24 protein-coding genes are annotated in these 25,167 nt (G+C 39.2%); 19 read left to right on the top strand and 5 right to left on the bottom strand.

Annotation, left to right across the window (positions count from 1 at the left end; genetic code table 11):
* Positions 1 to 103 precede the first annotated feature (103 nt).
* Positions 104 to 1,249, top strand: a complete 1,146-nt coding sequence (locus ACVBIO_RS00520; protein ID WP_447159164.1) for a ribosomal protein uL16 3-hydroxylase — start codon at positions 104 to 106, stop codon at positions 1,247 to 1,249.
* A 144-nt stretch (positions 1,250 to 1,393) separates the two neighbouring features.
* Here ACVBIO_RS00520 and ACVBIO_RS00525 read toward each other — a convergent pair whose 3' ends face one another.
* Positions 1,394 to 2,353: a transporter gene (locus ACVBIO_RS00525; RefSeq protein WP_447162814.1), complete on the bottom strand. Its 960-nt coding sequence runs from the start codon at positions 2,351 to 2,353 to the stop codon at positions 1,394 to 1,396.
* A gap of 251 nt (positions 2,354 to 2,604) precedes the next feature.
* Here ACVBIO_RS00525 and ACVBIO_RS00530 point away from each other — a divergent pair, with 251 nt between their 5' ends.
* Both ACVBIO_RS00530 and ACVBIO_RS00535 read left to right on the top strand, forming a co-directional pair.
* A complete protein-coding gene (locus ACVBIO_RS00530) occupies positions 2,605 to 3,126 on the top strand; it encodes a GreA/GreB family elongation factor (RefSeq protein WP_447162813.1) in 522 nt (173 codons plus the stop codon).
* Between the two features lie 204 nt (positions 3,127 to 3,330).
* Positions 3,331 to 3,699: a hypothetical protein gene (locus tag ACVBIO_RS00535; protein WP_447159167.1), complete on the top strand. Its 369-nt coding sequence runs from the start codon at positions 3,331 to 3,333 to the stop codon at positions 3,697 to 3,699.
* Between the two features lie 142 nt (positions 3,700 to 3,841).
* On the opposite strand, the gene ACVBIO_RS00540 is transcribed toward ACVBIO_RS00535, so the two are convergent.
* Entirely contained in the window at positions 3,842 to 5,380 is a 1,539-nt protein-coding gene (locus tag ACVBIO_RS00540; protein ID WP_447169181.1) for a DUF3612 domain-containing protein, read from the bottom strand.
* A gap of 148 nt (positions 5,381 to 5,528) precedes the next feature.
* Here ACVBIO_RS00540 and ACVBIO_RS00545 point away from each other — a divergent pair, with 148 nt between their 5' ends.
* Complete coding sequence (locus tag ACVBIO_RS00545; RefSeq protein ID WP_447159169.1) at positions 5,529 to 6,044, top strand: malate synthase; 516 nt, start codon at positions 5,529 to 5,531, stop codon at positions 6,042 to 6,044.
* Between the two features lie 208 nt (positions 6,045 to 6,252).
* The gene (locus ACVBIO_RS00550; RefSeq protein ID WP_447159170.1) at positions 6,253 to 7,470 is read left to right on the top strand and encodes an RsmB/NOP family class I SAM-dependent RNA methyltransferase; all 1,218 of its coding nucleotides are present in this window, start codon (positions 6,253 to 6,255) and stop codon (positions 7,468 to 7,470) included.
* A 190-nt stretch (positions 7,471 to 7,660) separates the two neighbouring features.
* On the opposite strand, the gene ACVBIO_RS00555 is transcribed toward ACVBIO_RS00550, so the two are convergent.
* From ACVBIO_RS00555 to ACVBIO_RS00565, 3 genes are read right to left on the bottom strand one after another with little or no spacing between them, the layout of a single operon-like run.
* Positions 7,661 to 8,080: a secondary thiamine-phosphate synthase enzyme YjbQ gene (locus tag ACVBIO_RS00555; RefSeq protein ID WP_447162811.1), complete on the bottom strand. Its 420-nt coding sequence runs from the start codon at positions 8,078 to 8,080 to the stop codon at positions 7,661 to 7,663.
* Positions 8,081 to 8,122: 42 nt separating this feature from the next.
* Positions 8,123 to 9,442, bottom strand: coding sequence for an O-antigen ligase family protein (locus tag ACVBIO_RS00560; RefSeq protein ID WP_447171747.1), 1,320 nt, complete (start codon positions 9,440 to 9,442; stop codon positions 8,123 to 8,125).
* 1 nt (position 9,443) lies between these two features.
* Entirely contained in the window at positions 9,444 to 11,327 is a 1,884-nt protein-coding gene (locus tag ACVBIO_RS00565) for a sulfatase-like hydrolase/transferase (RefSeq protein WP_447171748.1), read from the bottom strand.
* A 725-nt stretch (positions 11,328 to 12,052) separates the two neighbouring features.
* Between ACVBIO_RS00565 and ACVBIO_RS00570 the strand changes: the two genes are divergently transcribed.
* The 14 genes from ACVBIO_RS00570 to ACVBIO_RS00635 all read left to right on the top strand — a co-directional run bounded on the left by ACVBIO_RS00570 (position 12,053) and on the right by ACVBIO_RS00635 (position 25,166).
* Entirely contained in the window at positions 12,053 to 13,348 is a 1,296-nt protein-coding gene (locus tag ACVBIO_RS00570) for a L,D-transpeptidase family protein (protein WP_447171749.1), read from the top strand.
* A 41-nt stretch (positions 13,349 to 13,389) separates the two neighbouring features.
* On the top strand, positions 13,390 to 13,791 hold the full coding sequence (locus tag ACVBIO_RS00575) for a helix-turn-helix domain-containing protein (protein WP_447162808.1): 402 nt from the start codon (positions 13,390 to 13,392) through the stop codon (positions 13,789 to 13,791).
* A gap of 695 nt (positions 13,792 to 14,486) precedes the next feature.
* On the top strand, positions 14,487 to 14,678 hold the full coding sequence (locus ACVBIO_RS00580; RefSeq protein WP_447171750.1) for a Flp family type IVb pilin: 192 nt from the start codon (positions 14,487 to 14,489) through the stop codon (positions 14,676 to 14,678).
* A gap of 66 nt (positions 14,679 to 14,744) precedes the next feature.
* Complete coding sequence (locus ACVBIO_RS00585) at positions 14,745 to 15,311, top strand: A24 family peptidase (RefSeq protein ID WP_447171751.1); 567 nt, start codon at positions 14,745 to 14,747, stop codon at positions 15,309 to 15,311.
* Between the two features lie 12 nt (positions 15,312 to 15,323).
* Entirely contained in the window at positions 15,324 to 16,646 is a 1,323-nt protein-coding gene (locus ACVBIO_RS00590) for an AAA family ATPase (RefSeq protein ID WP_447171752.1), read from the top strand.
* Between the two features lie 29 nt (positions 16,647 to 16,675).
* Positions 16,676 to 17,494 carry a Flp pilus assembly protein CpaB gene (gene cpaB / locus ACVBIO_RS00595; RefSeq protein ID WP_447171753.1) on the top strand — a complete coding sequence of 273 codons (819 nt, stop codon included), beginning with the start codon at positions 16,676 to 16,678 and terminating at the stop codon, positions 17,492 to 17,494.
* Between the two features lie 46 nt (positions 17,495 to 17,540).
* Complete coding sequence (locus tag ACVBIO_RS00600; RefSeq protein ID WP_447171754.1) at positions 17,541 to 18,980, top strand: type II and III secretion system protein family protein; 1,440 nt, start codon at positions 17,541 to 17,543, stop codon at positions 18,978 to 18,980.
* Positions 18,981 to 18,997: 17 nt separating this feature from the next.
* The gene (locus ACVBIO_RS00605) at positions 18,998 to 19,285 is read left to right on the top strand and encodes a hypothetical protein (RefSeq protein WP_447171755.1); all 288 of its coding nucleotides are present in this window, start codon (positions 18,998 to 19,000) and stop codon (positions 19,283 to 19,285) included.
* Between the two features lie 15 nt (positions 19,286 to 19,300).
* Positions 19,301 to 20,608, top strand: a complete 1,308-nt coding sequence (locus ACVBIO_RS00610; protein ID WP_447171756.1) for a Tad domain-containing protein — start codon at positions 19,301 to 19,303, stop codon at positions 20,606 to 20,608.
* Positions 20,609 to 20,616: 8 nt separating this feature from the next.
* Positions 20,617 to 21,087, top strand: coding sequence for a TadE/TadG family type IV pilus assembly protein (locus tag ACVBIO_RS00615; RefSeq protein ID WP_447171757.1), 471 nt, complete (start codon positions 20,617 to 20,619; stop codon positions 21,085 to 21,087).
* The gene (locus tag ACVBIO_RS00620) at positions 21,084 to 21,536 is read left to right on the top strand and encodes a TadE/TadG family type IV pilus assembly protein (RefSeq protein WP_447162799.1); all 453 of its coding nucleotides are present in this window, start codon (positions 21,084 to 21,086) and stop codon (positions 21,534 to 21,536) included. Before ACVBIO_RS00615 ends, ACVBIO_RS00620 begins: the two co-directional genes overlap by 4 nt.
* A gap of 27 nt (positions 21,537 to 21,563) precedes the next feature.
* A complete protein-coding gene (locus ACVBIO_RS00625; RefSeq protein WP_447171758.1) occupies positions 21,564 to 22,847 on the top strand; it encodes an AAA family ATPase in 1,284 nt (427 codons plus the stop codon).
* 1 nt (position 22,848) lies between these two features.
* Entirely contained in the window at positions 22,849 to 24,177 is a 1,329-nt protein-coding gene (locus ACVBIO_RS00630; RefSeq protein WP_447162797.1) for a CpaF family protein, read from the top strand.
* An 11-nt stretch (positions 24,178 to 24,188) separates the two neighbouring features.
* Positions 24,189 to 25,166: a type II secretion system F family protein gene (locus ACVBIO_RS00635; protein ID WP_447171759.1), complete on the top strand. Its 978-nt coding sequence runs from the start codon at positions 24,189 to 24,191 to the stop codon at positions 25,164 to 25,166.
* Position 25,167: the final 1 nt, after the last annotated feature.

Here is a 25,167-nt window from a genome sequence, read left to right on the forward strand (position 1 = left end):
TAGCCCAATAGCTGTACAAATTAAGCATGTTTTCATGATCTACCCGAGATTTTTTGTTGGGCTTTTTTGGTAGCATTCACACAAATTTTAGTGAGTATGCAACATGCAATTAGATATAAACGGCTTAACCCCAGAGCAGTTTCTTAAAGAATACTGGCAAAAGAAACCATTAGTGATCCGCCAAGGATTTAAAAACTTTCAAGATCTGTTGTCTCCAGATGAGATGGCGGGCCTTGCGTGCGATGAAATGGTGGAATCTCGCAGAGTGTATCAACAAGATGGCAACTGGCAGGCTGAGTTTGGGCCTTTTGAGTCTTATGAACACTTAGGTGAAACAGATTGGACTTTAATTGTTCAGGCGCTTAATAACTGGGTTCCAGCAGCTGAAGATTTACTAAAATGTTTCGACTTTATTCCACGTTGGCGTTTAGATGACGTTATGGTCAGTTATGCTGTTCCGGGTGGTGGAGTCGGTCCGCATATCGACCTATATGATGTATTTATCTGTCAAGGCTCGGGTCGTCGTAGATGGCGAGTAGGAGACATAGGGCCACATAAAGAGTTTGCGGCGCATCCGGCTTTGCTACACACCGAAGCGTTTGAACCTATCATTGATGTTGAATTGCTACCTGGCGATATTCTTTATTTGCCACCGGGATTTCCTCACGATGGTGTCACTTTAGAGCCTTCAATGAGTTTCTCAGTTGGTTACCGTACGGCTTCTGCAAAGGATATGGTGAGTGCACTTGCCGATCACCTCATTGATAAAGAGATGGGCGCACAGCAAATTCGCGATCCTGAGCGCAGCTTAAGCCAGCATTCAGGTTTGATAGATGAGCAAGACTTAGGCCGAATTAAGCAGCAGCTTATAGAAACCTTGGATGATACCTTGATCAGTGAGTTTAGTGGCCGTTATTTGACTCAATCTAAGTGCGAATTGGATTTACCTGAAGGCCCACTTGGTTTTGATGTTGAAGATATTAAGGCTATTATTGAAGAGCAACCCCTTAACCGCTTAGGTGGCCTGCGTTGTCTGTATTTTTCAGCAACCTTAGCGGCAGGTGTCATGTATCTCAATGGCGAGCAAATCCAGTTTAGTGTAGGCAAACCTGGACTAATTGAAACTCTTTGTAATAAGCCAATGTTAACGTTAGATGACATCTCAAACTGGCTGGAAGACAAAGAAGTTATGGAACTGCTGACTCAGTGGGTTAATGCCGGTTTTTGGTACTTTGATGACGTTGAATAACGGCTATTGAGTATTGCTTCTTGAATTATTGCTTCTTGAATACAGCGGACGGAGCGAATATTCAGGCAGCAGAATGAATGACAATCGATAAAGCCCAGTAGCATTGGGTTACTGAGCTTTATTTTTAGGATAGACATTCAGCCTTTAAAATCGGTATTGCCACAGAGCACCAAAGGTATCAAAATCGTTTCCTACCTCAGTGATAACACCTGTATTGGCGTACAATTTAACACTGTGCTGCAAAGTAATAGGAAAAGAGTAAGTCACTCCAAAACGGGAATTACGTTGTTCATCTAACGATTCGATTTTATCTCTACTCGTCTCGCCACCAAAAAATAGGTTGCCATTGACCGAGAGCCAATGACCAGAATTGAAATTGTAGATAAGGTGCCCTTGAAGTGTATATTGGGGCGCTTGTTCTAAAGTCACATTGCTAATATATTGATTATTATCACCGTATAGTCGAACGGAGGCGATCAAATCATAATACCAGTTACCAAGTTTATGCGACATTCCCACCCCAGGCCTCAATACCCAGCGATTACTGCCCGCATTTAATAACCTCGCAGGATCATAGCTTCCAATAGGCAAGCTAATTTGAACACTTGTGCCAATAACGATCCCTTGTTTCCAACTCGCAAAATCCTTAGCCTGTAATGCAGGAGCGCCATAAAAATTCCAAGTAAGTCGCATCGTAGGATCGCCATATCCACAACGATCGGCTGTTAATTGTTCATTATTATATGTTGCGCTGCCCTTATAACAGACTCGTGTCGTAGACATATCGAATTTTGCAGAGCTACCAGCCAAAGCAAAGCTATGGGCATAGCCAACTACCGCTGCATTAATGGTTAAGTTGGCGTCAGTTATTGGTGCCGATGGCGCAGGAGATAGCTCGCCTTGAGAATGCACCATGCCAGCGGCGATAAAGTTCATACCAATAGGAATATTGGTATAGCTGCGAGGCTCTAAATCTTGCGCTGCACAATAGGAGGTAAAGAGAGTGATTGTTAATATGAACCCTGTAAAGCGCCCACGCACGAAAGTGCAGCGCTGTGCGCTAGGCCTTAGATTATCAGTGTTATTGTGTTGATCCTTTACCAATCTTATTCCTTTAAATCGACTAGGCGAGGTGGATATATGACTCCAGGCGACTTCCTGTTTGCTCAGTTGATGACTATTGCTGCTTTTAGACTAAGTTAGCGAGTTTACAGGGATTATCAAGCGGCAATATAGAATAAAAATGAATTTAATCTCAGTTTTTGTTGTATGAGTTTGTTAATCTAAGTGTAGTCTGTGCTTTTTACTCAAGGTAACAAAACGTGTTATCAATTAATAAGTTAAATGTACGAATAATGGCAGCATTAGAAAGTGCCTATGCTAGTGCTATAGTTGCTGCAAATCGTGCCCATGAAACAGCAACGGGCAGTGAAAGTGTTGCAGAGAATAAATATGATACATTTGGCTTAGAGGCTTCATACCTTGCTCACGGGCAATCAATGCGTGCGGCGCAGTGCAAAGCGGATTTAGAAGCATTTAAGCACCTTTTCGCCAGTATTACTGGTTTTGATATGCCAGATGATATTGTCAGCAGTGGGCTAGCTAATGAAGTGCGCTCTAAACTGGATTGCAATAAACAACGGCAAGTTAGTCTAGGGCGAGTTGTTGTGTTAATTGATGACGATGACAAACGTCAATATTTGTTTGTAGGGCCAAGTGCTGGTGGCTTAAAGATAGAATTCGATGGCCTATTGGTGATGATAGTGACGCCAGCATCCCCCTTAGGCGCTGCTATGATGAATAAACCGCAGGGCGAAGAGTTTAGTTTGACTCTTGGTGAAACTAAACGTTATTTTGAAATCGTCAGTGTAATGTGACTATTGGTGTGGTCTGACTGAGCTTTTTCCTTGAATATATGATTAAATTCAATATTTAAGTTGGTTTAATATTTAGGTGACTTGAATGTTTTGGTTACTTTAGCATTGGCGTAACTTGAGTACAGGCGTAAGCGTGTAATCAACATTTCTATTAAAATGCTCTAGTCACCATATACAAAATAACTTTTAGAAACAGGAACAACCATGACAAGACCGAGTTCAAATATGGCCTTATCACTGCTTTTGATAGTATGCGCGGGGCTTACGGGCTGCAATACTGCAAATCACGGCTCGTTTGTGACAAAAACCTATCAGGACAAAAAATTAACTGACACCTTGGTCAATCTTGGACCCGTATTAGGGCAAAGTTGCCAAACTCAATTTTTATACCTATTGCCTTTGGGTGACAGCGTTTCATCTCCCGATGCGATTGCAGCTGCAAAGAGTGCTATTAAAGGCACTGCTATTTTAACGGATGTCACGATAGACGATACGTTATCAATTGGTTTCGGTTATTCCGAGCAGTGTATTAATGTTCAGGGGATAGCATACGGAACTATCGTTGGTTCTTAAAAATGACGCTGACATTAAATGAAGCTGACATTGAAATAGGCTTATAAACTCGATAAAAGTATTGTTGCCAACAGCTGACAAATATAATTAACAGCTGTTGGCAAGGTTAACTTACTCAAGGGTAGATAGTGTCAAAGTTATATCAATCCTCTTCGAGGCAAAGTGACTTTCCAGCCTCATAACAGCTCGGTTGCCTTGGGCAAACTGCGCCTCTTGCACAAATTAGGCGTGCATCGTTTTCGATACCTCGCTCAATCCAGTTAATGTTCAAAATTTTTGCAACACTCATTAGATCTTTCTTAATATTAACAGGCATCTCTACCGACCCACCATTTGCTGCGCAAGACTGTTTTAAATCCGCCGCAATCGAAGCAGCATCGCCACCCTGAGCATCAATTGCAGGGTTGAGATCGATTCCTGCACACAACACGTGATTATTGCCCGCCATATCTTCTACTTTTATAGATTCACAGCAGTAAATTCTTGGCTCATCAGCGACGTCGAGAATTGAAATTTGCGCAGATGTGCCTACTTTTGGCTCATTGATCATTCTAAACACTGCCCAATGTTGGCAGGGATCTTCAACTAACCTCATATTGCCCCAAGGCAGCGGGATCCCATTGCCTCGATAAACCGCTTTTAACTTACCAGGTGCATAAGCATCGAAATAGTGCCAGTGGGGGTAGGGTGATACAACGGTCATTCTTCGCATGGCTACTGAAGCCGAAACACCCATAAGTTTATTTACGTTGATCTCATAACCATGGCGATCAAGCAACTGCCTAAAGGGGACTTTGGGGCAAAGCAATGCACCGGCAAAGAAACTCGACTCGAAATCACGCCATGCATGTAATATATCTTGTGCATTAAGCGTGGATGAAGCTGGTGTAGGCTGCTCACCATGTGATGCTGTATGGCGTCTACCTGCAGTTAAGACACACTTTAAGCCATCTTTATTGTGTAATACGCAATGGCCTATATGCACGGCAAGGTCATACTTAAGCCGTGTTGGAAATGACTTAAGCATTTTATTTAAATGGATTGTAGAAGGCGGCTCGAAAAAAGAGGTGACGACGTGAGCCGTACTGACGCCCATTTCATCGACAACCTCTTGGGGTGTTCTATCCACCCATTTAAGCTTTAATCCTAGTGATTTAGCGATATCTTTTAAATCATCTAAGGCCAGTGGTAGGCGCTTGTGGCCAACGTCTTCCGCTGCTCGTTCTAAATCTGGAAAGTGATTTTGATGGTGCTCTTGATGAGCTCGGATCAAAAGGTGGGCAAATTCTCTGCCAGTGGTGCCGGTTTGCGATAACATTTCAGGGATCGCAATTTGTAAAATATCATTAGAAAAAAGGAAACTTGGCTCTAATGCCATGCCACTAATTCCACCTCTACGTCCCTTATCTGGTGTAATCGCATCATCTTCAGGGACATCATCGAGAAACCAATCGACCTCTTTTTGAAACACTGCAGCGATGACGGCAAGCATGCCTGAACTTGGGACTCTTTTTCCTCGCTCAATCATAGATAAATATGACACAGACGGTGCAGAATCTGGGTCGACACGAACACAACGAGCGGAAAGATCTTCCATGGTGAGATGGTTTCGCTTCCTCAAGTTTCTTATCTTTGTACCCAAAAAATGTGACTTTCTGATCAAGCTTTGATTGTTTTTCATCTTGTAAAATTCACAGTGTAAAATTTTTATTGTGAAATTGTAATGAAAATTGCACTAGACTACAAATCAAGCAATCGAAAAACGTATTATTTTTGATTACGACTGAAACGGATAACGACCCACGATTAACACGTAAGAGGATAGGGCCATGGATATATCAACAATTAATAGTACTCAAGTAAATCAGAATAACAATTTTATTGGTGCCGATCTTGTTGATGTGAATGTCGTCGAACTGGCGTCTAGCGATACAACGGCCCCCTGTGCAAAAGCATTTTTAGATGCAAAATTCCCTTTAGCGAAAGGCTCCCATAAAAATGCATGTAGTTATGTAATCTACTATCAGCAACTGCTCGTTTTTATGGCGGATGGAAGCCAAACGGGTTTACGCCAACCAAAGCAGTTTGTTGCGTTAAATGGTCACAAAAGTGAGCCAACGGCTATCTTGTTACAAGATAATGGCACTCATGTTGAGCTGAGTTTTGATAGAAAAAATGAGACAGCCAGCCAAGATTTAGCCAACATTAAAGATATCCAGCTTGAAGGTCACGATTATTGGATAAGCTTAATTAATATTGAAAATACTGCAACAACATCTGTTACACGAAAGCTTGTACGCGAATTCACGGCAAAAGATGGCAGCGATTATCAAGTAAAAAGCTAACTTGTGCAGATAGTTTCAAAGAGATAAGTTTATTTAGCCGCTGCCTTGTGTAGCGGCTTCTATCTGTTATAGGTGTAGTAGATTGTTTAAAAATGTGTGAGTTATCCCTCTGCTTATTTTAAATTCATGCTTTTCGAAGGGCTTAGCTTGCGTATTGGCTACTTTGCTCCTATGATCGCAGCGTTTTCTTTTCAGGGTAACTTTTTTAATGTTGAAATCTCCGCTTTCTCCTAGCTCAAATGAACTTGTGATCAGTATTCTCGATCTGGTTTTATCTGACGGTAAACCGTTAGACCGCGCCTATTCTCAGCATTTTTCGGGTCTAAAACTAGAGCCAACTGAACAAGGTCGTATTACCTTTGTCGTTGGAGATATTCTGAGAAGACTGAACCTATACTGCTATCTTTCTGATGTAAAACCAGAAGAGATGGCACGCTTGGGCACTCGCTTATTAAACGTATGGCACCTATTTAATGAATTACCTTTGCCGAAAATGCAGTATGCATTACAGGTAGATGCGAGTGAGCTGGCTTCACGTATTGAGTCTGCCAAGCAGCAACCAGTGTTATGGGATGGTTGCCCTGACTGGCTAAATGAGATGGGCCAGAAGCAGATGGGAGAGGCCTGGGCAGCAGAAAGAGCCGCGCTAAATAAACCTGCAAAGCGTTTTATACGTACTAATACTTTAAAATGTACGCGCGAAGAGCTCGCCAATTCATTGCGTAAAGAAGGTGTACAAACGGTTAATGTTGAGGGGGTTGATACCGCTTTAGAGGTGACGTCTGATTCTGCACTGTTTAGAACCGAAACGTTTAAAAAAGGTTGGTTTGAGCAGCAAGATGCGGGTTCACAGCTAGTTGCGTTAGCACTTGATGCAAAACCTGGTATGCGAGTTGTTGATGCTTGCGCAGGCGCTGGTGGTAAGACATTATCTATATCTGCACAGATGCAAGGTAAGGGACGATTACTGGCTATGGACGTAGAACAGTGGAAACTCGATAACCTAAAGCAACGTGCACGCAGGGCTGGTGCTCATAACGTTGAAACTCGAATTATTGCCAGTAGTAAAACCATTAAACGCTTAAAGCTGACCGCAGATAGAGTGTTATTAGATGTGCCATGTTCTGGTCTGGGGGTTTTGAAGCGTAATCCCGATGCAAAGTGGCGTGATACCCCAGAGCGTTTACCGGTACTTGTAGAACTTCAAAAGCATATTCTACAAAGTTATAGCCGTATGGTAAAAGTGGGTGGCATGTTAGTTTATGCGACCTGTTCTATTATGCCTGAGGAAAATCGCGATCAAGTGGATGCCTTTCTTGCCGAAAATAAGCATTTTAGATTCATCGAAGATGAGACTATTAGTCCGGCTAAAACCGGTTTTGACGGTTTCTATTTAGCAAAGCTTGAGCGTATTGCAGAGGCTTAATGATCAGCCGGGTACAGTAATACAAAAAAGAGCACTTACGTGCTCTTTTTTGTGGAGTGATGTTTTAGCAACGCCAACGTTCATTTATCGAATGGATAACGCTTGTATGCAAAATGCTTAAGTTAGCCGTCTTAATACATTAACAATCTAGCTGGTTACTTGTTTTGTCATCCATATGGTTTTAGACAGCTTATTCACCATTTAGCGTAATAAGGATTCGTCTACTTCCCCCATTATCTCGATGTTCACCTAAATATACACCTTGCCAAGTACCCAAATTAAATCGACCATTTGTTACTGGAATCGTCACCGAAACCCCTAAAAGGCTAGCTTTAAGGTGGGCTGGCATATCGTCATCCCCTTCATAAGTATGAGTGTAATAAGGCGCATTTTCTGGAGCTAATCGATTGATATATGATTCGAAATCCAATCTTACACTAGGATCTGCGTTTTCATTAAGAGTGAGAGATGCTGAGGTATGTTGAAGTAAAATATGTATAACTCCAATTTTGATGTGTGATAGCTCGGAAATTGATCGCTCTAACTCCTGAGTGATCAAATGAAAACCGCGAGGTCGAGCTTGTAGGTTGATTTGTTTTTGTAGCCACATAACGATAGTTCTTTGTAGACAGTTATGCCGTGTATTGTATACCTAGTTTGTTGCCGATGGCGTAGTGTTTTGAGTTTGTACCGCTTTAGCGAGTAAGACTGCAGACGCGAGTATTAGGTAATATAAAGGCTGAGCGTGATAAAAAGTACCATCAACAAGACCATGCATGGATAAGCTTACAATAACAATTAACGCGATAGTAGATTCGAGTTTAGAACCTGTCGTGTTAGTCCATAGCTGCTTCATTGCTGTTTTAAGTATCCTGTAATATAAGTAAGCTATCAGCGCTCCGCCAATGATCCCGTAGGTGATAAGCAGTTGTAATATTACGTTGTGGGGCTGTAATCCAAACATATGATCTGGATGAAACCTGTAACCCTCAGGACCTAATCCAAACCAAGGGGTTTCAGTTATTGCAATAATTGTTTGAGTCCAGATGGCAATTCTATTAGACGACAATTTATTCAAGCCTTCCTCAACATTATTGAGTTCTATAGAGGTAAAAAATCGACCTGGCCCATTCCAGTTAAAAATAGAAACCCAATCGGCCAGAAATATTGAGCAGATAATTAGTATGACTATAAAAATTAGATGCTTAAGCACTAATTGCCGTTGATACAGTAAGTAAGCGATATAAATTGAGAGGGTAGAAAAATAAGCAATAACTGAGCCTCTACCGCCTAACCAAATAAGCAGCGCTAGATTGACCATATAGACAATACTGATGGCTACTTTGATTGAGAGATTTCGCTGCTGAATCTGAAGTAGATAAACAGACAATATAGAGGTACTAGCACAGCAAAGATATCCTAGGTATCTGATATTGCTAGCGAAAGGAACTGATAAAGTGTTTTCATACAGTGTTGATGGAAAGCCTGTGATCTGCATGATTACAAAAATAGTGGCAATAAAGTAAATGGTACCTGCAATCGCATTAAAACAGCTTAATATACTGTAACGGTATTGAATTAGGCTATAGGTTAACGTTGCACAAAACAAAAGGTGAATGCTTGTAAATAATACTGAAAAACTCACAATGGTGTATTGAATGTCATTTGCTTTATTTGGAAAGTTAATGAATGTAGAGGCAAGCAAACTCATTAACAATAATGAGCCAATTACAGCGAATTTAGGTGCGATTGAAATTTGCTGATGTGAGCAGTGTTTTTGATATTGTGTAACACGTAAGAATAGATAAAGAGCAATAAATATCAGCTCAAACTTTGCAACGGTAAAGGCCACAACAAAGGGAGCGGATCCACCTATTAATGTTATAGCGATTGTTATGGATATAAGTAGAGTTTTAAAGATGGTCACTATTGGAGGGCAAGATAAGAAGGGTACCGATCTGATAATACTCATATTATCTGCCGCTATAAAAGGAATTTGCTTGATTGCACATCAAGTGTGGGTCAAAGCCTGGGTCTCCGGCATAATGCCGACAAAGTGCAGTTAACATCGGCATCCAGTCAAAATCACCATCATAAGTTTTTTCGGTATAAATTTTGTTTTTGGTAATATCAAGTAACACTAGGTCTTTGGAATTAGGGAGCATAGTTAACTGCCAGTTTTGAAAGTACACAGCACGCTGCTTCTTTTTAATTAACTCTTTGTAGTTAGCGAGCTTCATATAAGCTCTGCCATCTCCTCGAAGTTCGTAATGAGAACCGGTTTCAGACATAACCTCTTTTTTATCAATAAAGCTTTTGTTGATAGATTTTACCGGAAGTGATGACTCAACAAAAATGAATCTGTTATCTTGAATGTTTGTCTGCTCATCAGGTAATGGCAGGCCATCTAAATTAGCGAGTTGAGTAGAGGGGAACCCCATTTCAGAGAGTATACTCGGAACGATATCGACTAATGAATAAGTTCCCTTTAAAGCATTGGGTGTAGTTACCACCTTGTCATTTTTGAACTTCATCTTAGCCATTAATATGTGAGATTGTTGTTGATCTAAGATGTTTGTACCGTGCCCCCAGGACTTAGTATTTGGGATAGAAGATTTAGACATCTGAATGGGGGAATGTTGTGCTTGATTAAAGCTCTCCCCATGATCAGAGATAATGTAGACAACAGCGTTTTTTAACCGGCCTGTAGTCTTAAGCTTGGTAAACATATCATGGAGTTGGTTATCCATATTTTTAAGCATTTGTTTATACATGTAATGATTATAATTGCCATCCCAATGCTCATTGGGTTCAGAAATAAAGTTTTTAGAAGTATATGGCCAATGAAGCTGACAGTAATGCAACGCTAAAAAATTCGGTTTGCTAGTAGATAAACCTCTGATAACGCTATTGTTGAATGAGGTAGGGGAGTAAGCTTTACCGTAAGCTCGATTGTTATAAAGGTAGGGGAGCAAAAAAGATCCATACGGGTGTTGTAAAAGAATATTCAAAAATGGTAAATCGCCAAAACCACTGATAATGGCATCAGCCACACCGATTTTTGGACCAACTACGGTATCAAAACCATAACCATAATCGATTTGATTAAATCGGCGCTCATCAATAGCATAAGAAGTATGATACCCCTCTGATTTAAAGTGCTCAATGATTGGAAGGTGCTTATCGACGACCTCAGATGGTGCTAGATTAAACCTTACGCCATTATTAATTGGGTATTTTCCTGTTAATAAGCTCATCCATGCTACGTAAGTGCGTCCCTGTGGCGTGTAAGCATTTTTATAAACGATACTGTTTTCTAGTTGGTTATTTAAAAAGGGAGAAAGGTTTTTATCGCCGCCAAAAATGGCCAAATGGTCTGGCCTTAAACCATCGACCCCTACAATTATAATGTTAGGGCTAGACTGAAGTGTTTGATGTTTATCTGATGAGATCAGGAGTGGCGCTATGAAAAACAATATTAACAATGTTGACGTTGTCAGCACTGTTATCTTAGTGCAAAGGCTTAACCAACCTCTGAAAAATAAAAATAACAATGTGATCGCCATAGTCAACAACATTATCGGCTGGGATAAAAAGCTATTCCTTAAGTATGATGTTAAAGAGGTTGGGTAGAGATAGGAGCAAACGGCTACAACGAACGTAATGTTAGCGGTAACGATAATTAACCAATACAAATCTTGCTGAGTCGTACTTTTTAGTTTTAGAACGGGAGAAATGGTTGATATGACGATAAAAACAGACCAAATAATTAAAGTTATCAATAATACTAAAATAAAATAAATTAAATCAAAGAGTAAGCCGCTACTAGATAGAAAGTTATTATCTATGTTACTCATTGTGCTTGCCAGTGAAAGAACCGAGTAATGTTGAATTGACGCTTTAAAGTTAAAAGTTAATATTACAAAAAGTAGTAAGGTCGCAAAGGTCCTCAACAAGACACGTAGACTATAAGGGGGGGGATTCAACTTTTTATTAGTCATTATTAGTCGAGATGTCCTCTATGACTTTACGTGTATGTATAGGATACTTTCCTTTTAACCCCATAAGGTCTTGCTCTTGAGACGCGGGCCAGTCACCCAAAATCAAATATCGTTCTACCAAAGTAGACCCTGAAGGGTTATCAGATTTTATCGCTGCGGCTTTTTCATAGTTTTGCCACATAGCAGAAGTATTTACTAGTATTAGTACACCAAGCACAATACTTAATGCAAACGATGTAAAATCGTAGTTGAGAATACCAAGTTTCAATTGAATATCTCTCTTTAATTAATAATGATTCAATTATGGTGACTTTAGGTATGCCACACATTATTAAAGTATAGAAGAGTTTTTAAGTGAAGTAGAAAATTAAGAAGAAAAATTTTGTGCTCTGCACACGTAAACGAAGCTTTTTGGCTAAGTCATAAAATTATTCGTTTATTTATTTGTAAATCATACTGTTTATGTACTAAAACTATTAGATATTCGCATGGATGTTGATAAACAAAATAAAGTTGCAGTAGCCTTTATTTGTCAGTTATGGACGAGGTTTTCAATAATACTTATGAGAATGGACATTTAATTGGCCACTAAATCAGTCACTAAATATATTTTTTTCGCCATAAACCTGTCTATATGGCTTGCGATCACGCCTGCTGTGGTTGCAAGCACAGAAAGTGATGAAGGGCGTCTATTAGAGTTAAAAGCATTGGCTGCAGATATGGGAGTGGCTAAGAGTTCACTTGTACGAATAAATTATGAAGAAACTCTAGCATTACTCAATAGTGAAATTTTTCATGATGCTGAGGATGTTAATTTTGACGCCTCACTTTATCAGCAAGCTATAAACAGCAAAGAGATCAACAATGTTAGGCTAAAAATCAATGAGTACAGTGATTATGCTCGCTATCAATGGCCTAAGATTAATTTTATAGAACTTAAGCTAGGTTACAGACACCAAGAGGTGGCTAAATTACGCTGGGTTCTTGCTCAATTAGGTGATATTAAGCCTTACTCATTAACGGCATATCGAGAGCGTATTGTTGATCCATCTCTCGAGCTCGGCATCAAACGATTTCAACGTCGACATGGCTGTGAGGCCACTGGGAAGTTAGATAAGCGGACATTAGATTACTTAAATACAGTGCCAACAGCCAGAGTTGAACAGTTGCAGATGACATTAAAAAACTTAATCGTTACAACAACTAGTGCTCACGAGTATGTAGAAGTCAACCTTGCTGAGTTTATGCTACGAGTCAAAAAAGGAGGAGTTGAACAATTATCCATGCCGGTTATTGTTGGTAGCTTATCAAACAGTACCCCTTTACTTAGGACTTATGTCAGCAGAATAACCATTAATCCTGATTGGACTCCACCATATAGCATCATTGCTAATGAACTTAGCGCGACAGTCTCTAAATCGCCGGATTACATTAAAAATAATGGTTTTGTCTTTAAGAACCGAAACGGTGAAATCGCTGATGTGGACTTGGACAATATAGATATAAAATCATTTAGGGAAAACCTAAAGAGATACAAGTTAGTTCAATTGCCAGGTCATAGAAATGCACTTGGCAAGTACCGTTTCTCCATCCCTAATAAACACTCAATATATTTACATGATACTCCAAATAAAGTCTTATTTAATAGACAGAATAGAGCGCTAAGTCATGGATGTATAAGATTGTCAGAACCAGCCGTTTTTGCAAAGTACTTGATAGATAGCGAAACTGATGTAGTGAAAAATAAATTTTATAAATCAATTAACCGAAGAAGTACCTCGTATTTTAGATTGAATCAAAAAATGCCCATATATATTGTGTCTAACTCTGTTTGGGTAGACAAAGAAGGTCTGTTGCAAATTAGAGATAACTTTTAGTAGTTACACATTTGAAGGTTGATTGAATTGAGGTATTGAATATGGATAGCTTATGTTATGACAATAAGACATTAGTAAAATTGATTAGAAAAGAAAAAAACGCCAGGATGAAGCTTAAGTTATTGGCTGTACTACACTTTCAAGACGGCAAATCAAGGTATAAAATTGCTGATTACCTTAAAGTTAGTCGAACGAGCGTTAATCGTTGGATTACTAATTATCTTTCATCTGGATTAGAAGGCTTAAAAGAAAAACCGCACTCAGGTAGACCCAGCATCTTGTCGAGTAAGCAACTCGAACAAGTTAAAAGCTATATCAACAACCAAGCTAAACGAGAAAGTAATGATAAAGTGACAGGCGGAGATGTTAAAAGGTTTATAGAAAAAAACTTCGGCATTAAGTATGAGATCTCAAGTATCTATAAAATGATGGAGCGCCTTTAATTTAATTTTATTTCCAACCAAAAATGTCAATTCAATTAAATTTATGTCAAGTTAAGTTAAGTCAAGAAAAACGTAAACAAAAAACAAACAGTAACCTGATGCACATCTCTTCTATATCTCATTTGTTAATGATACCCGCTATCCTAGTCTCACTGACTACTTATATTTTATAAATATCCAATCGTGAATATTTAGAGTTAATGCTTCACTATTTATAATACAGTGTGTTACATGACTAGGTAACATTTACAGTCGATATAATTGGAAAAATTTTATGGTCTGTTTTCACATTGTGGCTACTTTTTTTTAAGAAGTTATTAGCTCTGTAGCTTTGTGGTATCAACTGAAATATGACTCATTTTGAGAGTTAGCAACCCATATTTTAGATGTTTAAACTTAAGGTTTGGTTTTTTCTGGAGTATTATGCTGAAAATCGCGATTAAAATGATACTCATTATCGTAACCCGCTCTCTCGCTTCTATGACAATACTGGCTGATTTCTCCGCTGATAGATTTTAACTAGATCAGTAAATTATTCAAGGTAGAGGTAAGGTGATCCCTTTGCTACTTTTATAAGTAGCGTTACGCGGGGAGTAAATCAGACTTGCTACCGTAACGATAAATAATTACCCATTCAGCTAATGATTTTTTTGGTTATGGATTGCGGTAATGAAAACTTTATGGTGGAGATTATTATGGATATTAAACGTTTACTAAAAGAGTTTATTGAAGATGAAAGCGGTCTCACTGCAGTTGAGTACGCCATTGCTGGTGGCTTAGTGGTTGGTGGAATGATTGCAGCGTTTAGTGATTTGGGAACTGCAGCCAAGGAGAAAATTGAGTGTTTAGCGTCAGCTGTGGGTGGGGATTCTACATGTACTCCGTAAGCTAGGTTCCCCTACGGCAAGGGGCTAATAAATAAGTCCCCTTGCGTATTTAATTTGAGGAAAGTTATGGCTGATTATCATTTACTATTACAAGTTGCAGCTTCCTTCATGTTTTTTACAATTGCAATATTAATTGATTTAACTCGGGAACGAATTCCTAACTGGTTGAGCATATTGGCTATATTTGTTGGCTTCTCTATAAATAGCTATTTTGCTCATTTAGGTGGTTTTGCTACTTCTTTCCTTGGATTTTTATTAGCTTTTATAGTGTTGTTTCCAACATTTATCTTAAAAATTCTTGGTGCTGGTGATATTAAGTTGATGATGGGTATTGGGGCTTTAATGGGGCCAACACTGTTAATGTGGAGTATTGCTTACGGCATTGTAGCTGGGGCATTAACGAGCCTATTACTTATTTTATGGAAAACTGGATTTAGTGGTTGTTATAAAACACTAAAAAGATACTGGGATTGTTTTTATTTAAGAACGTATTTTAAACCTGAAGCTGATGAAGCTGCAGGACAAAGAGTTCCTTACGCTCCGGCGTTAGCAATCGGTTGGTTATGGGCTTGTTCGGTTAACCCTGAAATTAGTCATCTCTATTCTACAGTTAGCCAGTCTTTGATCTCATAGGAAGTTGGAAATATGACTCCTACTAAAAATAATACTCAAGTTACAAAAGTACTTTCTATAGATAGTTTAACGAATGCGCTTGCAAGCAATTTAGCACCTCGCCCGATCAATATAGAACAAACAGGTTTAAGTGAATCACTACTTCTGGACTTAATGACAAAACACCTTTTATCGTCTGGTGTGTTAACTAAAGAGTTGCTCACTAAGTTGATGGGAGTGACCGGTGGCATCATTCAACAGCTACTTGATTCAGCAAAAACCTTAGCATGGGTTGAAAATAGACAAACTACAGCCGATGGACAGATGCGTTATGCATTAAGCTTAGGAGGCGAAACTCATGCAAAGCAAGCCCTATCTAGGAATGGATATGTTGGTCTAGCTCCTATTCCACTTAATCAATATTCACGTGTATGTAAGGCGCAATCAAGCCGAGCTAATCCAATTACTTTCGAAATGTTAGAGAAAGGCTTATCGGCACTAGTATTACCAAAAGATCTTCTGTTTAAAATTGGTCCTGCAATGAACTCGAGTCGTCCTGTTTTAATTTATGGACCTCCTGGCACAGGAAAAAGTTATCTCTGCCGACATTTAAATTTAACCTTAGGCGATTCAGTTCTTATTCCGTATGCATTAGCCATTGGTAATGAAGTCATTCAAGTTTTTGATCCTGAATTACATCATAAAGTTAAAAAGGAAGACATTAATACTTTAAAGCTGGCAGAAGGCAATGACCCCCGGTGGTTAAGGTGTGAAAGGCCATTGCGAATTACGGGGGGGGAGTTAACCGCGGAGATGCTTGAAGTGCAGTTTGATAGTCATAGTCGCACTTATATGGCTCCACTGCAATTAAAGGCGAATAACGGAATTTTATTATTAGATGATTTAGGTCGTCAAAAAATTAGTGCTAAACAGTTATTCAACCGCTGGATTATCCCAATGGAAGAGAGAAGAGATTTCTTGAGTCTGCAATCTGGTGAGCATTTTGAAATACCTTTTGAACTTATTCTTTTATTTTCTACTAACCTTGATCCCAAAGAGTTAGTTGATGAAGCTTTTTTAAGGCGTCTTGGCTATAAAATTCATTTTGATGCTTTGGACGAAGAGTTATATAGCAAAATATGGTTCCAGGTATGTAATGATTTAAATTTAAGTTGTACAGAAGAAGTCTTTCAATACCTATTGATTAAATACCATAAGCGTTATAGCAAACCCTTGAACCCTTGTTATCCGCGAGATTTGCTTGGAATTATATCAGACCAAATAAGCTTTATGGAGTTTGAACCTGTAATCACTCCGTCTTTGGTTGATTCTGCTTGGTCTATATATTTTGTATAAGAATTTTTGGGTTGAATTAGGAGCGACAAATGAATAATAAAACGGTCTTATTTGTCATTTTGTCTTTAGTGTTTGGGGTGATAGCAGTTTATCTGGCGCAAAACTGGCTTAAAACAAACACGAAAAATGAATCGTTAGGCACAACATCAAATGTAATCACTATGGTCACAGAGGTCCCTTTAGGCACCATTATCGAGAGAAAACACCTTGCATTAACCCCGGTTCCTGAAAACTTAGTACCAAATGGTGCAATCCTGGAGATTGCTGAAGCAGAAGGTCAAGTTGTTAAACATCGATTGTACCAGGGGGAAGTATTACGCAAAGAGCGCATAACCCCTAAAGGAGAGGGGAGTACCTTAGCCAGTTTGATTACTCCTACAATGCGTGCAGTAACCATACGTGTAAATGATGTTGTTGGCGTGGCAGGCTTTCTTCTTCCTGGTAACAGAGTCGACATCATCAACATCATCACAAGTGGTGGTTTAAGAACAGATGTTGTCCTTTCAAATGTCAAGATTCTAGCGATTGATCAACGTGCTTCAAATGATGAAAACAAGCCTGTTGTGGTTCGAGCCGTGACGTTAGAGCTCAGCCTAGAGCAAGCAGAAACGTTAATGATAGCAAGAAGTCGTGGTTCTCTGCAGTTAGCGCTACGAAATCCAAATGATACAGCTGTAATTGAGCTTGCAGATATAGAAGAAGAACTAAGTAACACTCCCGAATTATCCTTAGATAATAGTGCTCCACCAGTGAACGTTGCTCAGGTCACCACTGAAAAAAGTAATGATAAAGAAAAAGTACTATTGCTTAAAGGGATGAATGAACAAGAGATTAAAATTGAAAATTAATATTAGTTAACAACAAACATAAGATTCATGTTTTAAGGAGATTAACATGTCATTTATTCGCCATTGCAAAATTGTTTGTTTGTTAGCAATGTTGTTTGCTTCATTTGTTAATGCTGGAGGGCCTACGGCAGGAATAAGAAATGATGTTCAAGTTATACCCATTTTTAAATCACGGGTTTTGATGTTAAGCGGTCCTGTACACCGAGTTTCTGTAGGTAACCCGAGTATTGCTGATATCAAATTACTACCAAATAATGAGCTTTATATATTAGGTAAGCAGTTAGGCAGTACTAATATTATGATTTGGGATAAAAACGAGCAGTTATCAAGGATCATGGATATAGAAGTCACACATGATTTAAATGGCTTAAAGACCCGTTTGCATCAGTTTTTACCGACTGAAGAATTAGGCGTACAGACTTCACAAGGACAACTTTTACTCAGTGGACAAGCTTCTAATCTACAAAAAATGAATACTGCAGTAGAACTTGCTCAAGGATATGCTGAAGCTGCTGCTGGAGGGCGAGCACCTAGCAAAGTACTGAATATGATGACGGTAGGTGGAGATCATCAAGTAATGCTAGAGGTGGTTGTTGCCGAGGTACAAAGAAATGTAGCAAGGCAGTTTGATTCTAAGTTTTTAATTTTTAATCAGGGGTCAAATCTATCTGGTGGTATTGTCGGTGGTGGCGGTTTTGATCCAGGCAGTATCGGTGGCGTGAGTGGTAAAGGTATTTTTGCGCAATACATTAATGGCGATTTACTAATGAATTTTGCACTCGATGTCGCTAAACAAAATGGCTTAGCAAAAGTGTTAGCTGAGCCCAATGTTACTGCAATGAGTGGCCAAGCTGCAGAGTTTTTGTCTGGCGGAGAGTTCCCCATTCCTGTGCCAGGTGAAAATGGTAACACTACCATTGAGTACCGAGACTATGGTGTTGGGGTCAAATTTGTACCCACAGTCTTAGATTCAGGGCAAATCAATCTTAATCTTAATGTAGTTGTAAGTGAAGTCAGTACGGCGAACGGTTTTTCAATTTCTGGTAATACCTCAACATCATTGGTTGTTCCCTCACTGGTTAAGCGCAGTACCGCCACTACGGTTGAGTTGGCGGACGGTCAAACAATTGCGATTAGCGGACTGATCAGTGACACACTTAGAGAGAACATAGACAAACTTCCGGGAATAGGCGATGTCCCTGTACTAGGGCAATTGTTTACGAGTAAGAGTTTTCAAAGTGGTCAAAGTGAATTAGTCATTTTAGTCACCCCTAGGCTTGTTAGAGCGTTTAACCGTAAAGATATTTCCTTACCCACTGATGGGTTTGTATTACCGTCAGATGTCGAATTCTACTTGTTAGGCAAGCTTTCACATAAAGAGAAAAGTGCAAGTGCAGATGCCAATGAGACCCTTTACGAGCCTGCTACATCAGATGCAAAGCTAGATGACACCGGTACTCAGCAAAAGTACGGTCATTCACTTTGATATGAGGAGAACTTCTAATGAAATTTATGAACAATAATGGTTATTTTGTTGCAATTTCTTTTGTACTTATCAATATCAACGGTTGCACAAAAATCAATGACTTCCCAATGGGAGAGAGCTATTACCAGATTAAACAAGTACAAATTCTCGATCCAGAAGCAGCAGAAAGAAATGACGGTATTATACTTACTCTTGACGGCAGTTATGGAGAAAAGGTCATGCAGGCCTACCGTGCTAGCTCGGTTACACCGAAAACCGCTAACAGTATAGGGTCAATAACTGCAGGTAATTCGAGTAGTAATTGATCTGAGGCGACAGTGATGAGTGTTAAGAGTGCTAATTTATTTTCATCTCGTTTGTTTTGTAAAAAACAATCAGGTGCTATTTTGGTGATGTTCACCATTGGACTATTTGCCATTATTGCAATGGCTACGTTAGCTTTAGATAGCAGCCATATGCTGCTCAATAAAGGACGGCTACAAAATGCAGTCGACTCAGCAGCGTTAAGTGCTGCTAAAAAGCTGCAAGATGGTGGCTCACTTGTTGAAGCGAGGCAAACTGTTATTGCGATATTATCCCAGAACCTTAGCCATGGTGAAAACAAAGAAATTCAAGATGTTGTCACACTTTCAATCCCTGATTATGGTGCTACTCAAGTGACAGAGCATGTCAGTGTTGAGTTTTCAGCATTACCGGACCCATTTACTCCGAACGATGATGAAACCTATGAATATGTTCGGGTGAGTGTAGAAGAGGTAGCATTAGATAATTTTTTGGCCCAAATATTTAACTTTGACAAAAAAGTAAGAGCGTCAGCTATCGCAGGTAGAAGCACTGACATTGAGTGTTTAAATCAAGTAGTACCTATCTTAGCCTGTGCTAACACTGATCCTGACGTCGAAAACTTTGGTATGGTTCCAGGGAATTTAACTGTGTTGAAAACAGGTTCAAGTCAAGATCCAAGCTTGGGTCCGGGTAATTTTCAGTTATTGGATTTAGAGGGATCAGGTGGTAAAGGCGTTAATTTTGGATTAGCGGGTGAGTATTCTCCCGGCTCTTGTGTATCTGTAGGGCAAACGGTGGATACTGAACCCGGTAACAAAGTTGGTCCAACTGATGGTATTAATACGCGCTTCGGTGAATGGGGGGGGCAGCTTAACAAAATTGATCATCCTCGAGACGCTAACACTTGTTATGGGGATATATTGACGATTGATGCAAGTAGTAATATTACTAACCAAACATTTGATAACTACTATTCATATGCTGACTATGTTAATAATACTAAAAAATTATTTTGCGGAATTAATGACATTAAAGAACCTTCAAGTGAGTTTAAGTCAGATAGACGAAAACTATCTGTAGTTATAGGTAATTGTGATGGCAAAATTAATGGTAAGAATAAAGTAGAAGTACTAGCGATAGGTTGTTTTTTTCTGACTCAACCAGCAACAGCTGAAGCAGACAATGGTAATGGTAATGGTAATGGTAATGGTCAGAAATCATATATTATTGGTGAGTATATTTCTGAATGCACCTCTACAGGTAATGCTTCATTAGATCCAGATTTTGATAGTGATAACTTCACTATTGTCTTATACCGAGATCTAGATAGTCCTGATTCTTAGGAGGCCTTATGTTTATAAAAAAGCAAAACGGGATAGCGGTTATTGAGTTCACTTTAGTTTTACCAATATTAGTGTTAATTATTTTTGTTACCGTAGAGTTTGGTCGTCTGTTATATCAATATAGTGAGTTAACAAGAATGGCTCGAAGCGCAGGGCGTTTTATCTCAAATACCGCAATTGTTAATACTACTGGTAATTTGCCTGATGTATTATCCGATGTAAATTGTGACTTTTGCATTACAAAAATGAAGCGAGTGCTGTTAAGTGGCGATACGATAAATACATCATCTAACCTCGACGGACTTTCTGCCACTGACATTACTGTTACTGAGTACCCTGCAGATAGTGGGATCTTAGTCGTAAATGTTAGCTATGATTGGACACCGCTTTTTGCAGAGAAACTGAATACACTCTCTTTTGGTAATGATATTGATCTCAGCTTTAATTTAAACGCAAGTTATGCGGTTACTGCTTTATGAAAAAACAAGCAATGAAAAAACAACGTGGTGTTTATGTTATCGAGTTTACTCTCGTCGCGGCTGTTTTTTTTGTGTTGCTGTTTGCGGCTATTGAGTTTGGCAGATTATTGTTTACCTATAATGTGCTTCATGAAGCATCTAGAAGGGCTGCGAGACTCGCAAGCGTATGTCAGGTTAGTAGTGATATAAACTCTATTTCTCTTTTTAATGATGCCGCTATTCTCCCAAATTTGAGCGCAAGCAATTTAACCATAAGTTATTTAGCCTACGACGGTACTGTTGCAACAGGCATTGATATCGATCTTGTAAGGGCTGAAATTAATAACTACCAGCACCAGTTTTTAGTACCTGGACTATATCGGACAATTAACTCCCCAACTTTTTCTACCACATTACCTCGTGAAAGCCTTGGTGTATTTAAAGGAGGAACAACAGATTGTAGTTTATAAGAAAAATATAAAAACAATGTAGGAATATTGTCTATAGTCAATATAGCGATAAAAAATTTAAGGGAGGTAAGGTGCAAAATGGATAAGTCGCTTGAGCTATGTGTCTCTAATAATAACCAAGAGCAACAAAAACCAATGCATATAAGTTTACCTTTTCCTATTGAGGCGATTGTTGTCAGTAATGGAGTTCAATCTCTAGATTGGCTAAAACAAAGCTTGTTATATATTGATAACTTGAAAGCCAAAGCATCTTGTTATTTGGAACCCTATTTAGCACAAGAACAAAACCAGTTTAATTTAGTGATTTTGTTGTTGCCTAATGACGAGGCTGAGGCGCAAACGGCATTAGCTTATGCATCAAATTTTGACTGTGATATCGTTTTAATCGGTGTAAATACTCCTCAAAATATTTTACGCCTTGCTTTTCAATACGAAGTCACTGACTTTGTGCCATACGGTGTTCCTAGTGACGAACTTCTTACATCAATAACAAAAATATCTAACCGTTTGGTTGAACAGGCAGACTTAGCGCCTGTTATCGCAGTGCTTAATGGTAAGTCGGGCTCTGGTGCAAGTTTTATATGTGCAAGTTTGGCTGATATTGTCGCGCAAAAAAGTGGCAGTGATGTTGCCATGTTGGACTTAGATCTTCATCAAGGCACGCTGTCCCATATGCTAGGGCGCGACTCAAAATATTCGGTTTGTGATGTTTTAAGCTCAATTCAGGAACTTGATGAAGTCGCTTTGAAAAGTACCATGACTAAGAAGGGGAATTTAAGCTTACTTGCTGCTAAGCCATTTGAGCTTTTAATGTTAGAGAAAAAAGTCGACTTTACACAAATTAAAGGCCTTATCTGGAAGTATCGTCATTTTTATAAGCAAGTGATTTTAGATTTTTCAAGAGGACCGGAGGAATGGAACTATGAACTTCTTTCTGACGCGACTATTTTATTGATCACCCAGCAAAATATTATGCACCTTCAGCAAACGAAGGAGCTTGTTGCTCAATTGACGAAAGAGTTAGGGATTTCAATTGATAGCATTCATTTAGTGGTTAATCGCTACGATAAGCATTCTAGTATATCGCTTTCAGATATTAAAGAGGCGATCGGAGTTGAGAGCATTGCAACCATTGTTAATGATTATAAGTTATCAAGCGAATGTGTTGAGTTGGGAAAACCAATTACTGAATTGGCAAAAAAGCAAAAAATTGTACTCGATATAACATACTTAGCAGATAAGTTTTTACCTAGTAGCCAACAAGAAAATGACAACAAGAAAGGGTTTTGGAAACGGATATTAGGGGGGTAATATGGATATTAATCAGCACGATAGTAAGCTTTATGAATTTCAACCTTTAACGCTAGAAGAACAAAGTATTAAAGTTACGCTTTATGAGAAGTTATTGAGCGTAATGGATCTGTCCTTAATTGAAACCGTATCAAAAGAGCAAGCTCAACTTCAAATAAGTGAGATAAGTGATCAAATTTTAAGTGACCTTAACTTACCAATTAATTTATCGACTAGAAAGCGGATCATCAACCTTATCATTGATGAAGTTCTTGGTTTAGGCCCATTAGAAACACTGCTAGCAGACCCGTCTATTTCCGATATTCTGGTTAATTCTTTTGACCGAGTTTATGTTGAACGCCACGGTAAGCTTGAACCTGTCGATATTAAGTTTCACAGTAACGCACATCTTTTAAATATCATCGATAGAATTGTTTCAAGCGTAGGAAGACGGATTGATGAGTCTTCCCCTATGGTTGATGCAAGGCTTGCTGATGGCTCTCGTGTTAATGCCATTATTCCCCCTCTTGCATTAGATGGTCCCTCACTTTCAATCAGACGATTCTCTGTTGATAAACTAAATGCAAAGCAGCTTATTAATATTGGTTCGGTCACAGAGTCTATGATTGAGCTCCTCAAAGGGGGCGTGAAGGGAAAGCTAAATATATTAGTATCAGGTGGTACGGGTAGCGGTAAAACAACGTTACTTAATATGTTATCAGGTTTTATTCCTCGTGATGAACGCATTGTTACTATTGAGGATTCTGCAGAACTTCAACTTCAGCAACCCCATACAGTAAGGCTAGAAACTCGGCCGCAAAATATTGAGGGAAAAGGGGAAGTTTCGCAACGTGATTTGGTCAAAAATTGTTTACGTATGAGGCCAGATCGAATCGTTATTGGTGAGGTTCGAGGTGGTGAAGCATTAGATATGCTCACCGCTATGAACACAGGTCATGAAGGCTCGTTAACTACGCTCCATGCGAACAGCCCAAGGGATGCACTAGGAAGACTTGAATATATGGTATGTATGGCTGGATTTGACATGCCAGTAAGCAATATCCGTACACAAATTGCTTCAGCAATTGATCTAGTGGTTCAGCTAGAGCGACAAGAGGACGGACGAAGAAGGGTAACCAGTATTCAAGAAATTAATGGTATGGAAGGTGATATTATCACTATGTCTGAAATTTTTCGTTTTGCACGTAAAGGTATTGATGAAAAAGGCATGATTATTGGTGAGTTTGAAGCTACAGGTGTAATTCCAGGATTCCATACTAAATTAAAGCAGCACGGTATTGAGTTGCCATATCATCTTTTCAATTGTGGCGATCCATTCGCTGAATTTTAGGGAGCTGATTAATGTTTTCTAATCAAGTTATTTTTCTCGGGCTGGTTTTTGTAGCGGTGCTATTTTTGTCTCAAGCACTATTTTTGCCAGTATATAGTCCGCAAAGAGCCAATACCGCTCTGGTTCGCAAACGATTAAAAAAGCTATCGGAAGAATCAGGTGATATTACCTACGAGACTTCTCTTTTGCGTAAGAGTCGTTTAGGTAAGTTGGGGCCCATAGGTCGTTGGTTAGAAAGTTTTGAAGTAATTGAAAGCCTAAGTTACCGACTTGAGCTTGCTGACTATAAATTGATGGGTCATCAGTTTATTGGATTGGCATTATTTACAGCAAGCTTAGCTGCAGTGTGTTTGTGGGCTTATTTGGGGGAGTGGATCGCTGCCATGTTTATGTTTGTGTTAGTTATTTTCCTGTTTAATTTCAAATTAAACAGAGATACCTCTAAACGAATGGATAAAATTGAAGAGAGCTTCCCAGATGCTTTAGATGTACTCAGAAGGGCGCTACAGGCGGGTTACTCATTTTCTGACGCTGTTAAATTAGTTACTGAAGAAATGGAGGGGCCATTGGCGAAAGAATTTAGCCTAATGTTCGCCAACATTAATTACAGTAAAGATACCAAAAGAGCCCTTTTAGCTTTTATTGAGCGAGTACCGAGTGTATCGGCCATGGCCTTTGCTAGTGCTGTTATGGTTCAAAAAGAAACCGGCGGTAATTTAGCCGAAAATATTAATAATTTAGCGAGAGTTATCCGCCTTCGTTTCACTTTTAGACGCAGAGTAAGAACTTTGTCCGCAGAAGGCCGACTATCAGCTTGGATCTTAATCTTACTTCCTTTCGTGTTGTTTGCGGTCATCTATCTTCAAACTCCAGGATATGTCGGTGAGTTAACGGGGACGGAAGAAGGTAATAAATTATTAATGTGGGGAGCCATCGGCATGTTTGTGGGTGGTATGTGGATCAGCAAACTTATAAGGATAGATATCTGAT

Source organism: Shewanella sp. 0m-8, assembly GCF_052977265.1.